The following is an 11,747-nucleotide window of genomic DNA, read 5'->3' on the forward strand; positions in this document are numbered from 1 at the left end:
CCAGCGCCTAGGCAGGGCCGGCACCGGCCGGGCCGCCTACCTGGACCACCACGACACCCGACCGGTTCCCTTCGCCCACGAGGAATCCCCGATGACCAGCTCCGGCCGCATCCCGCTCTCCGTGCTCGACGTGGTGCCCGTCTTCGAGGGGGGAACCGCCACGGGCGCGCTGCGCGACACCGTCGCCCTCGCCCCGCGCGTCGAAGCCCTCGGCTACCACCGCTACTGGGTCGCCGAACACCACAACACCCCGAGCCTGGCCACCTCCGCGCCCGGGATCCTGATCGGCCGGCTCGCCGCCGCCACGACCACCCTGCGGGTCGGTTCCGGCGGCGTACTGCTCCCCAACCACGCGCCCCTGGTGGTGGCCGAGCAGTTCGGCACCCTGGAGGCCCTGCACCCCGGCCGCATCGACCTCGGCCTCGGCCGCGCGCCCGGCACCGACCCCGTCACCGCGCGCGCCCTGCGCCGGGCCCCCGACCGCGGCGAGGACGACTTCCCGCAGCAGATCGCCGAGCTCAGCGGCTACTTCGCGCCCGGCGACCCCACCTCGGGCATCGTGGCGGTGCCCGCCGCCGACGGCAGGCCGGACCTGTGGATGCTCGGCTCCAGCCCGGCCAGCGCCCGGGCCGCCGGGGCGCTCGGCCTTCCGTACGCCTTCGCCCACCAGATCAACCCGCACGCCTCGGCGTTCGCGCTGGAGCGCTACCGGGAGGCGTTCCGTCCCTCGGCCCGGCTGGACCGGCCGCGGACCCTGGTCTCCGTCCTGGCCACGGTCGCCGACACCGACGAGGCCGCGCGTACGGTCGCCTCGCCGTACCTGCTGGGCAAGATACTGATGCGCGCCGCCCGGCGCTTCGACGCCTTCCCGTCCGCCCGGACGGCCGCCTCGTACTCCTACGGCACGGCCGAACGGCGCTTCCTGGACGACCTGGTGGAACCCCAGCTGATCGGCGCCCCGGACACGGTCCGCGACAAGCTGGCCGCCCTGCTGGCCCGCACGGGCGCCGACGAGGTCATGGCCCTGACGGTGGTGCCCGGCCAGGAGGACCGGCTGCGGTCCTTCGCGCTGCTGGCCGAGGCCGCGGCGGCCGCCGACGCGGTCCTCGCACGGGACGCCGAGGACGGTTCAGTCCGGCTTTAGCCCCCGTCGCGACAGTGGGCCCGGTACCCACCTCTTCACCGTCCCGGAGTCCGGAGTCCGTCATGCACTCGCGTCGAACGCCCCGCAGAGCCGTCCTGCTGTCCGCCGTCGTCCTCACCGCCGTCACCGCCTGCTCCGCCGGAGAGGGCACCGCGCCCGCCGGCGGAGCGGCGCCGGTGACCGGCGGCAAGCTCGTCTACGCCACGGACCAGGAACCGGACTGCTGGGACCCGCACACCAGCGCCCAGGACGTGACGGCGTTCGTCCAGCGGCCGGTGTTCGACTCGCTGGTCTACCAGACCCCCGAGGGAGAGCTGAAGCCCTGGCTCGCCACGTCCTGGAAGACGGCCCCGGACGGGAAGACGTACACCTTCGTCCTGCGCGACGACGTCACCTTCCACGACGGGACCCGCCTCGACGCGGAGGCCGTGAAGGCCAACTTCGACCACGTCAGCGCCAAGGAGACCCAGTCGCAGTACGCGGCCGGGCTGCTCGGCCCGTACGAGGGGACGACCGTGAAGAGCCCGACGGAAGTGGAGGTCCGCTTCAGCCGCCCGTACGCCCCCTTCCTCCAGGCCGTCAGCACCACCTACCTCGGACTGGCCGCCCCCGCCTCCCTGAAGGCCGGCGCGGACACCCTGTGCGCGGGCACCACCGCGGTCGGCAGCGGCCCCTTCAAGGCCGGCGCCTACACCCGCGGCCAGCAGCGCGGCTACACCAGGAACCCGGGCTACGCCTGGGCCCCGGAGGGCGCCGGACACACCGGCGCCGCCCGGCTGGACTCCTTCACCATCCGGTTCATCGGCGAGGCCGCCACCCGCGTCGGCGCGCTGACCTCCGGCCAGGTCGACGCGGCCGGCGCCGTACCGGCCCAGCAGGTCGCACTCGTCGAGCGCGACGCCAAGCTGTCGCTGGTCACCAAGGACGTCCCCGGCGCCGTCGACGCCTTCTACCTGAACACCAAGGGCCCGCTCTTCTCCGACGTCCGCGTCCGCAGGGCCTTCCAGCGGGCGGTGGACCTCGACGCGCTCGTCGAATCGGTGTTCCAGGGCACCGGGACCCGTGCGTGGAGCACCCTGTCCCCCGCCACCCCGCAGAGCTACGACCGCACGCTGGAGAAGAGCTGGCCGCACGACCCGAAGGAGGCCGCGCGGCTGCTGGACGAGGCGGGCTGGACCGGCCGGGACGGCGAGGGCTTCCGCACGAAGGACGGCAAGACCCTCACCGTCGTCGCACCCGTCTACGGCAAGGCGAGCATCTTCTCCCAGGCGGTGCAGGGCGAGCTGAAGAAGACCGGCGTCAAGCTGGACCTGGCCGCCTCCACGGACGCGGCCGAGGTCTCCGGGCGGCTGGACTCGGGCCGCTACGACGTCGTCGAGACCTCCTGGGCGCGGGCCGACGGTGACATCCTGAGCCACTTCTTCCTGTCCACCGAGACCGCCGAGGGCGGCGGCCACAACTTCGCCCGGGTCGCGGACCCGCAGGTGGACGTGTGGCTCAAGGAGGCCCAGGCGGCGACGGACCCGAAGCTGCGCGCCGAGGCGTACGGGAAGGTGCAGCGCTGGACGCTGGACCAGGCCGTGGTGGTGCCCGCCTACGTCAAGCGCTCGACGGTCGGCGTCAACAAGCAGGTGCACGGTCTGCGCCAGTCGATCTCGGCGTGGCCCGAGTTCTACGGCGCCTGGGTCGAGGCCCGCTGATGCCGCGGGCCGTCCGGTACCTCGCCGTCCGGCTGGGCGCGGCCGTCCTGGTCGTGTGGGGCGCGGCGACCTGTGCCTTCGCGGTGCTCCAACTGGTGCCGGGCGACCCGGTGGACGCGGTGGTCGGCTCCCAGGCCCTGGTCGACGCGGCCCAGCGGGCCGAGATCCGGCAGCACTACGGGCTCGACGACCCGCTCGCCGTGCAGTACGCGGCGTACCTGGGACGGCTCCTGCGGGGTGACCTGGGCGACTCCTACCAGCTCCAGCAGCCGGTGGCGCGGGTGCTCTCCGAGCAGCTCGGGCCGACGCTGGAGCTGGCCCTGTACGCGACGCTGCTCGCGGTCGCGCTGTCCGTCGCGGTGACGGTGCTGACGTCCGGCCGGTCCCGCTGGCCGCGCCGGGTGTCGGCGCTGGTGGAGCTGGTGGTCGTGTCCACCCCGTCGTTCTGGTTCGGGATCATGCTGCTGACGGTGTTCTCCTTCCGGCTCGGCTGGTTCCCGGTCTCCGACAGCGGCGACGCGCGGTCGCTGGTGCTTCCGGTCCTCACGCTGGCGCTGCCGATCGCGGCGGTGCTGGCCCAGGTGATGCGCGAGGGGCTGCTGGACGCGCTGCGTCAGCCCTTCGCGCTCACCGCGCGCGCCCGCGGGCTGCGGGAGCACACCGTCCGGTCGCGGCACGCGCTGCGCCACGCGGCGCTGCCGGCGCTGACCCTGGCGGGCTGGTTCACGGGCACGCTGCTGGGCGGGGCCGTGGTGGTGGAGAGCGTGTTCGCCCGGTCCGGGATCGGCCGGGTCGCGCTCCAGGCCGTCGGCGGCCGGGACCTGCCGGTGGTCCAGGGGGTGGTGACGCTGTCCGCGGTCGCGTTCGTGGTGGTGGGTGCCGTGGTGGAAGTGCTGTACGCGGTGGTCGATCCGCGGCTGCGGAAGGGAACGGGGGTGGCGGCCGCGTGAGTCTGCCGACATGGAGCGATCCGCCGCGGGTCCGTCCGGCGGTGGTGGCCGCCGGGGCGGCCCTGGTCCTGATCCTGGTCGCGGCGCTGGCGCCCGCGCTGTTCACGGGCGTCGGCGCGACCGACACCGATCCGCTGAACGCGCTGCGGCCGCCGGACGGCGCCCACTGGTTCGGTACCGACCAGCTGGGCCGGGACGTCTTCGCCCGGGTGGTGCACGGCACGCGCTACTCGCTGGCGATCGGCGCGGCCGCCACCGGCGCGGGGGTCGCCGTCGCCGTGGTGTGGGGACTGGCCGCGGCGCTGTCCGGGCGGTTCGGGGACGCGCTGCTGATGCGCGGGGCGGACGTGCTGCTGGCCTTGCCGGGGCTGCTGCTGGCGCTGCTGGTGGTCCTGGTGGCCGGGAAGGGGGTCACCGGGACGACGATCGCGGTGGCCGTCGGGACGGCGCCCGGGTTCGCCCGGGTCGTACGCGCCCAGGCGCTGGTCGTACGCCGTTCCGGGTACGTGGAGTCGGCGGTCGCCCTCGGGGTGCCGCGTCCGCTGATCGTCCTGCGGCACGTGCTGCCGAACACGCTGGGCCCGCTGGTCGTCCTGGCCACGGTGACGCTCGGCGCGTCCATCTCCACCGGGGCGGCGCTGAGTTACCTGGGGCTGGGGGCGCAGCCGCCGACACCGGAATGGGGCGCGATGCTCACCGAGGGCCAGGACTTCCTGGACCAGGCCTGGTGGATCGCCCTGTTCCCCGGACTGCTGCTGCTCGGCACGGTCCTCGCCGTCACGGTGGTCGGACGGCACGCACAGACACGAGCCGAAGGACGGGCCTCTTCATGACGGGCATACGGGTACGGGTGACCGCCGCGCGCGGCCCCGCGCGCGACGCGGCGGACGAGCCGGCGGACCACGCGGCGGGTGACGCCGTCGGCGTCGCGGGCCGGGACTCGGGCGGCGCCGCGGACGGCGGTTCGCTGATCGAAGTCGCCGACCTGCACGTCCGGTTCGGTACCGGGCACCGCCAGGTGCACGCGGTGCGCGGCGCCTCGCTGGCGCTCGCCGCGGGCCGCTGCCTGGCCCTGGTCGGCGAGTCCGGGTCCGGCAAGAGCGCCCTCGCGCGCGCCCTGCTCGGGCTGGCCGGGCCCACCGCCGCGGTCACCGCGGCGCACCTGCGGCTGTTCGGGCAGGACGCCCGCGGCTACGGGGACCGCGAGTGGCGCTCCGTACGGGGCCGGCGGATCGGCCTGGTGTCCCAGGACGCGCTGGTGGCGCTCGACCCACTGCGGCCGGTGGGCAAGGAGATCGCCGAACCGCTGCTCACCCACCGGATCGTGCCCCGGTCGCGGGCCGGCGGGCGGGTGGTGGAACTCCTGGGCCGGGTCGGCGTGCCCGAACCGGCCGAGCGGGCCGCGAGTTACGTCCACCAGCTGTCCGGCGGGCTGCGCCAGCGGGCACTGATCGCCTCGGCCCTCGCGGCGGAGCCGGGCGTGCTGATCGCGGACGAGCCGACGACGGCGCTGGACGCCTCCGTTCAGGCCCGGATCCTGGCCCTGCTCGGCGAGTTGAAGGCGGGCGGCACGGGACTGCTGCTGATCAGCCACGACCTGGCGGTGGTCGAGGCGCTGGCCGACCGGGTGGCCGTGATGAAGGACGGTCTGATCGTCGAGTCGGGCCCGGTCGGGGAGGTCCTCGAGCAGCCCCGGCACCCGTACACGCGGGCGTTGCTGGCGGCCGTACCGGGGAGCCGCGGGCGGGCCGCGCCGGCCGGGGTGACCGAGGGGGAACCGCTGCTGGTGGCCCGTGACCTGGTCAAGGCGTTCAAGGGGCCGCGCGGCAGCCGCCGTACCGCCGTGGACGAGGTCTCGTTCGCCCTGCGTCCCGGGGAGTCGCTGGGGCTCGTCGGCGAGTCCGGCTCGGGGAAGTCGACCCTGGCCCGGATGGTGCTGGGGCTGACGGCGCCCGACGCCGGTGAGATCCGGCTGGAGGGCCGCGCGTGGAGCACGGTCCGGGAGCGCGAGCGGCGTGCCCGCCGTGCCGCGGTGCAGCTGGTGCCGCAGGACCCGCTCAGCGCGTTCGACCCCCGGTGGAGCGTCGAGCGGCTCGTCGGCGAGGCGCTGGCCGTGTCCGGTGTGCCCCGGCAGGAACGCCGGAAGCGGACGCTGGACCTGCTCGAACGGGTCGGGCTGGCCGAGGAGCACCTGGAGCGCAGGCCGCTCGCCCTGTCCGGAGGGCAGCGGCAGCGGGTCGCCATCGCCCGGGCCCTGGCCCCGGGGCCGCGGCTGCTCGTGTGCGACGAGCCGGTGTCGGCGCTCGACGTGTCCGTGCAGGCGCAGGTCCTCGACCTGCTGCGCGAGCTGCAGGCGTCGCTGGGCCTGGCGATGCTGTTCATCTCGCACGATCTGGCCGTGGTCCGGGAGGTCTGCGGGCGGGTGATGGTGATGAAGGACGGGCGGATCGTCGAGTCGGGCCCCGTCGAGGAGGTGTTCGCGGCCCCGGCCCACCCGTACACGAGGGCCCTGCTGGAGGCGGTACCGAGGCGGGCGCGCACGGCCCGGCCCACCGGCCCGGCGCAGGGCCCCGCGGAAGGCCCGGGCAGCGCGGACGGCGACCGGACCACGGGCACCGGCACCGCCGCGGACGCCGCCACCGGCTCCCGAGCGGCACAAGGGCGGCTTTAGATCCGGCCAACAGGCGGCTGCCAGCCTGGGCGCGCCCGTTCCCGTACCAGCCGGAGGTCACCTCTCATGTCCCGCCCACCAGCCGCCCCCCGTGCGTCGAGACTCCCGTCCCTCACGGGACTGCGCTTCATCGCGGCGCTGCTCGTCTTCCTCTTCCACACGACCTGGCAGACACGGTTCGTCGGGGGTTCGGGGGGCGACGCGCTCGGTGAGGTGTTCGCCAACGCCGGTTTCTACGGCGTCACCTTCTTCTTCGTCCTCAGCGGATTCGTCCTGACCTGGTCGGCGCGGACGGACGACACGGCGCCCCGGGTCTGGCGGCGCAGGCTGGCGAAGATCTTCCCCAACCACCTGGTCACCTTCGCCCTCGCCGGCGTGCTGATGCTGATCGCCGCCGACCCCTTCACCACGAAGGGCACGCTGGCGAACCTCTTCCTGGTCCAGGCTTGGTTCCCGGACCTCACCGTGCCGAACACGATGAACGCGGTCAGCTGGTCCCTGTCGGTCGAGCTCTTCTTCTACCTGAGCTTCCCGTTCCTGCTGCGCCTGCTGAACCGGGTGCCGGTGGCCCGGCTCTGGCCGCTCGCCGCCACCCTCGGCGCGTTCACCGTGATCGCCCCGGTGGTCGGCCAGTACGCCGTCACCGGGACGCCGCTGCCGTTCATAGACGACGGCACGCTGTCGTTCGAGCAGATCTGGTTCGTCTACTTCTTCCCGCCGGTGCGCGCCCTGGAGTTCCTCCTCGGCATGGTGGCCGCCCGGCTGGTCCTGGCGGGTGCCTGGCCCAGGATCGGGCTGCTGCCGGCCGCGCTGATCGCCGTCGGCGGGTACGCCGTGAACTCCTCCGTCCCGTACCTGTACGGGGTGGCCGGAACCGCCGCCCTGTGGCTGACCCCGCTGGTGGCCGCCGCCGCGGTGTCCGACGACCGCGGGACCCGCTCGCCCCTGCGGGGGCCGGTCCTGGTCCGGCTGGGCGAGCTCTCGTTCGCGTTCTACATGGTGCACGGCCTGGTCGTGACGTACGGCCACCGCTGGCTGATCGGCACCGGTGATCCGCTGCCCGCGGCGGCCGGGGCCGGGCTGCTGTTCGCCGCGCTGCTGGTCAGCCTGGGCCTGGCGTACGTCCTGTTCACCTGGGTGGAGACGCCGGCCGTACGCCGGCTCGGCCCGCCCCGCCCCCAAGCGCCCGTCGCCGTCCCGGTGGCACCGGCGCACACCGCCACCCTGGAGGCCAAGGAATGACCGCGACAGCAGAGACGGCCGGGAGCACCGGGCCCGCCGGATCCCCGCCCGCGTACCCGCAGGGCCGTAGTTGCCCCTTCCAGCCGCCCGCGGGCTACGACCGGTACCGCGAGGAGGGGCCCGTGTCCCTCGTGGAGCTGTACGACGGGCGCCGGGTGTGGGCCGTCAGCGGGCACGCGGAGGCCAGGAAGGTGCTGCTGGACGCGGTCACCTTCTCCTCCGACCGGGTGCACCCGCACTACCCGGCCACCGCGCCCCGCTTCGAAGCGGCCCGCAAGGTCCGCAACTTCATCGGCATGGACCCGCCGGAGCACACCGTCCAGCGGCGCATGCTGCTCTCCACCTTCACCGTGAAGAAGGTGGCGGCACTGCGGCCGGGCATCCAGCGCCTCGTCGACGAGCTGATCGACTCGATCGAGGCCAAGGGGCCCGTGGCCGACCTGGTGCCGGACTTCGCCCTGCCGGTGCCGTCCATCGTCATCTGCGAGCTGCTGGGCGTGCCGTACACCGACCACGCCTTCTTCGAGCACCAGTCGCGCCGGGTGGTGACCGGAACCACCACGCTGGAGGACAGCGCGGACGCCTTCGCGCAGCTCAGCGGATACCTGGACGGTCTGATCCGGCGCAAGGAGCGGGAGCCCGGCGACGGGCTGCTCGACACGCTGATCGCCGAGCAACTGACGCCGGGCCACCTGTCCCACCGCGATCTGGTCGACATCGCGCTGCTGCTGCTCGTCGCCGGTCACGAGACGACCGCCAGCGCGATCGCGCTCGGGATCCTGACCCTGTTGCAGAACCCGGCCCAGCTGGCCGCGCTGCGCTCGGACGCCGCCCTGCTGCCGGGGGCGGTCGAGGAACTCCTGCGCTACATGGCCATCGCGGACGGCGTGGCCCGGTTCGCGACCACCGACACCGAACTCGGAGGCCACGCGGTCAAGGCGGGCGACGGGGTGATCGTGGTGATCTCGACGGCCAACCGGGACGAGGACGCCTTCCCCGGGGCGAACGCCTTCGAGGTGGCGCGCGGGGCCCGGCACCACATCTCCTTCGGCCACGGGGTGCACCAGTGCATCGGGCAGAACCTCGCCCGGGCCGAGATGGAGATCGCCCTGTCCACCCTGTTCCGCCGGCTGCCGGGGCTGCGCCTCGCGGTTCCCGCCGCGGCGCTGCCGCTCAAGGAGCCGGGCGGCGTGCAGGGCATCTGGGAACTGCCCGTCACCTGGTGACGTACCGCGCCCGCGTTCGTCAGCTCGACCGCTCGACCGCCCGACAGAAGGGACCCGAAGAAATGCGCATCACGGCCGACACCCACCGGTGTCTGGGCGCGGGACAGTGCGTCCTGTCCGACCCCGACCGCTTCGACCAGTCCGAGGAGGGCACGGTGCTCCTGCTCCGGGAGCGGGTGAGCGGCCGGGACGAGGAGTCGCAGGCCCGCGAGACGGTGGCGCTGTGTCCCTCCCAGGCCCTGACGCTGGAGGTCTGAGGATGCCGGTCGAGGGACGTCTCGCCGACGCGGTGGCCGGCCACCGCGGCAGGCTGCTGAGCCTCGCCGAGCTGCCGCCGGTGCCGGGGACCGATGTACGGGAGCTGCTGGTTCCGGGGCCGGCCGGCGGGCCGGACGTGCGCGTGCGGGTGTACCGGCCGCGGGCGGTGTCCTCGGACCTGCCCGCGGTGCTGTGGATCCACGGCGGCGGGTTCTGCCTCGGGAACCTGGACTCGGTGCACCTGGGGGCCGCTCAGGCGGCGCTGCACGCGTCGGCGGTGGTGGTCGCGGTCTCCTACCGGCTGGCGCCGGAGCATCCGTACCCGGCGGGACTGGAGGACTGCTGGGCGGCCCTGGAGTGGACGGCCGGCCACACGGCCGGGCTCGGCGCCGACCCGGCCCGGATCGCGGTGGCGGGGGCCAGTTCGGGCGGCGCGCTCGCCGCCGGGCTCACCCTGCTGGCCCGGGAGCGGGGCGGTCCCGCGCTGTGTTTCCAGCACCTGAGCACGCCGGTGCTGGACGACCGGCTGGCGACCGCGTCGATGGCCTCGTACACGGACACGCCGGTCTGGAACAGCCGGCTGGCGCGGGAGAGCTGGGACCTGTACCTGGGCGGTGCCGACCGGGACCGGCTGGCGGAGGCCGCGGCGCCGGCCCGGGCGGCGGATCTGAGCGGGCTCCCGCCCGCGTACGTCTCGACGGCCGGTCTCGACCCGCTGCGCGACGAGGGCCTGCTGTACGGGCTGCGGCTGGCCCAGGCGGGTGTGCCGGTGGAGGTGCACAACTTCCCCGGCGCGCACCACGCGTTCATGGGCGGGGTGGGGCCGCAGGAGCAGCGGCGCATCGGCGCGGAGCACCTCGCGGCGTTGCGGTCGGGGCTGCACGGGCCGGCGGCGGACCGGGTTTAGAACGCCCCAAGACCCCCGTTAGAGCAGGTGGCGAGGCTGGTCCCGGATTCGTCCTCGACGAGGGAGTACGTGACAGACCATGGCCAAGCCCCGCTCCGCACCGATCGCCGTCGTCGGACTCGCCTGCCGTCTTCCGGGAGCCGCCGACCCCGCCGCCTTCTGGCGGCTGCTCAGCCGGGGCGAGGACGCGGTCGGGGAGCCGCCGGCGGACCGCTGGTCCGCCTCGGCCCCCGCCGCGGGTGCCTTCCTGGAGGAGGTGGACCGGTTCGACGCGGCCTTCTTCGGGATCTCCCCGCGCGAGGCGGCGGCGATGGACCCGCAGCAGCGGCTGATGCTCGAACTGGGCTGGGAGGCGCTGGAGGAGGCGGGGATCGTGCCCGGCTCCCTGGCGGGCAGCCGTACGGCGGTGTACGCGAGCGCCATCTGGGACGACTACGCGGCGCTGCACCACCGGCGCGGCGAGGCCGCGGCCGGACGGCACTCGGTGACGGGTCTCAGCCGGGGCGTCATCGCCAACCGGCTGTCGTACGTGCTGGGGCTGACCGGTCCGAGCCTGACCGTCGACGCGGCGCAGTCCTCGTCCCTGGTGGCGGTCCATCTCGCCTGCGAGGGCCTGCGCAACGGGGACGCCGACCTGGCGGTCGTCGGCGGGGTGAACCTGATCCTGTCGCCCGGAAGCAGCGCGGACAGCGCGCGGTTCGGCGCTCTGTCGCCCGACGGCCGGTGCTTCACCTTCGACTCGCGGGCGAACGGGTACGTGCGGGGCGAGGGCGGTGTCGCCGTGGTGCTCAAGCCGCTGGACCGGGCGGTCGCCGACGGGGACCGGGTGCACTGCGTGATCCTGGGCAGCGCCGTCAACAACGACGGCGCGTCCGCCGGGCTGACGGTTCCGGACCGGGCCGCGCAGGAGGCGGTGCTGCGCGCCGCGCACGCGCGGGCCGGTACGGACGCGGGCTCGGTGCAGTACGTCGAACTGCACGGCACCGGGACACCGGTGGGCGATCCCGTCGAGGCCGCCGCGCTGGGCGCGGCGCTCGGCGCGGGCCGTCCGGCGCACGCGCCGCTGCTGGTGGGTTCCGCGAAGACGAACGTGGGCCATCTGGAAGGCGCGGCCGGGCTGGTGGGCCTGCTGAAGACGGCCCTGTCGGTGTCCCGGCGGCGGATCCCGGCGAGTCTGAACTTCCGCCAGGCGAACCCGGCGATCCCGCTGGCGGACCTGGGGCTGCGGGTCCAGACCGCCGAGAGCGCGTGGCCGGCGCCCGGGCGGCCGCTGCTCGCCGGCGTGAGCTCGTTCGGCATGGGCGGGACCAACTGCCACGTCGTGGTGGGCGAGGCCGCACCGGTGCCCGCCGGGGACGGTACGGGCGGGAACGGTACGGGCGGCGACGGCGACGGCGGTCCCGTGGCCTGGGTGCTGTCCGGGCGGGACGCCCCGGCGCTGCGCGGGCAGGCCGGGCGGCTGCACGGGCACCAGGGGGACGCCGCGTACGACGCGGTGGACACGGCCTTCTCGCTCGCCGCGACCCGGACCCACTTCGACGAGCGGGCCGTGGTCGTGGCCGGGGACCTTGCCGGCCTGCTCGACGGGACGGCGGCGCTGGCGGCGGGCCGGGACCATCCGGCGGTGGTGCGCGGCGCCGCGTCCGGCA

10 protein-coding genes are annotated in these 11,747 nt (G+C 74.8%); all 10 read left to right on the top strand.

Annotation, left to right across the window (positions count from 1 at the left end):
• The first annotated feature begins 91 nt into the window (after nt 1-91).
• Nucleotides 92-1,144, top strand: coding sequence for an LLM class flavin-dependent oxidoreductase (locus ABT106_RS27930; RefSeq protein ID WP_351282711.1), 1,053 nt, complete (start codon nt 92-94; stop codon nt 1,142-1,144).
• A gap of 62 nt (nt 1,145-1,206) precedes the next feature.
• The gene (locus ABT106_RS27935) at nt 1,207-2,844 is read left to right on the top strand and encodes an ABC transporter substrate-binding protein (RefSeq protein ID WP_351282686.1); all 1,638 of its coding nucleotides are present in this window, start codon (nt 1,207-1,209) and stop codon (nt 2,842-2,844) included.
• Nucleotides 2,844-3,794, top strand: a complete 951-nt coding sequence (locus tag ABT106_RS27940; RefSeq protein WP_351282688.1) for an ABC transporter permease — start codon at nt 2,844-2,846, stop codon at nt 3,792-3,794. The genes ABT106_RS27935 and ABT106_RS27940 overlap by 1 nt, the downstream gene beginning before the upstream one ends.
• Nucleotides 3,791-4,627, top strand: coding sequence for an ABC transporter permease (locus tag ABT106_RS27945; RefSeq protein WP_351282691.1), 837 nt, complete (start codon nt 3,791-3,793; stop codon nt 4,625-4,627). The genes ABT106_RS27940 and ABT106_RS27945 overlap by 4 nt, the downstream gene beginning before the upstream one ends.
• Nucleotides 4,624-6,465, top strand: coding sequence for a dipeptide ABC transporter ATP-binding protein (locus tag ABT106_RS27950; protein WP_351282694.1), 1,842 nt, complete (start codon nt 4,624-4,626; stop codon nt 6,463-6,465). Before ABT106_RS27945 ends, ABT106_RS27950 begins: the two co-directional genes overlap by 4 nt.
• 66 nt (nt 6,466-6,531) lie before the next feature.
• A complete protein-coding gene (locus ABT106_RS27955; protein WP_351282697.1) occupies nt 6,532-7,707 on the top strand; it encodes an acyltransferase family protein in 1,176 nt (391 codons plus the stop codon).
• The gene (locus tag ABT106_RS27960; RefSeq protein WP_351282700.1) at nt 7,704-8,933 is read left to right on the top strand and encodes a cytochrome P450; all 1,230 of its coding nucleotides are present in this window, start codon (nt 7,704-7,706) and stop codon (nt 8,931-8,933) included. The genes ABT106_RS27955 and ABT106_RS27960 overlap by 4 nt, the downstream gene beginning before the upstream one ends.
• Nucleotides 8,934-8,995: 62 nt before the next feature.
• Nucleotides 8,996-9,190: a ferredoxin gene (locus ABT106_RS27965; RefSeq protein WP_351282703.1), complete on the top strand. Its 195-nt coding sequence runs from the start codon at nt 8,996-8,998 to the stop codon at nt 9,188-9,190.
• A 2-nt stretch (nt 9,191-9,192) separates the two neighbouring features.
• Complete coding sequence (locus ABT106_RS27970; RefSeq protein WP_351282706.1) at nt 9,193-10,098, top strand: alpha/beta hydrolase; 906 nt, start codon at nt 9,193-9,195, stop codon at nt 10,096-10,098.
• Nucleotides 10,099-10,177: 79 nt separating this feature from the next.
• Nucleotides 10,178-11,747, top strand: a 1,570-nt coding sequence (locus ABT106_RS27975) for a beta-ketoacyl synthase N-terminal-like domain-containing protein (protein WP_351282709.1), incomplete at its 3' end; no start/stop codon positions are given.

The organism is Streptomyces sp. NPDC002044 (assembly GCF_040296725.1).
GTDB classification, from domain to species: domain Bacteria; phylum Actinomycetota; class Actinomycetes; order Streptomycetales; family Streptomycetaceae; genus Streptomyces; species Streptomyces antarcticus.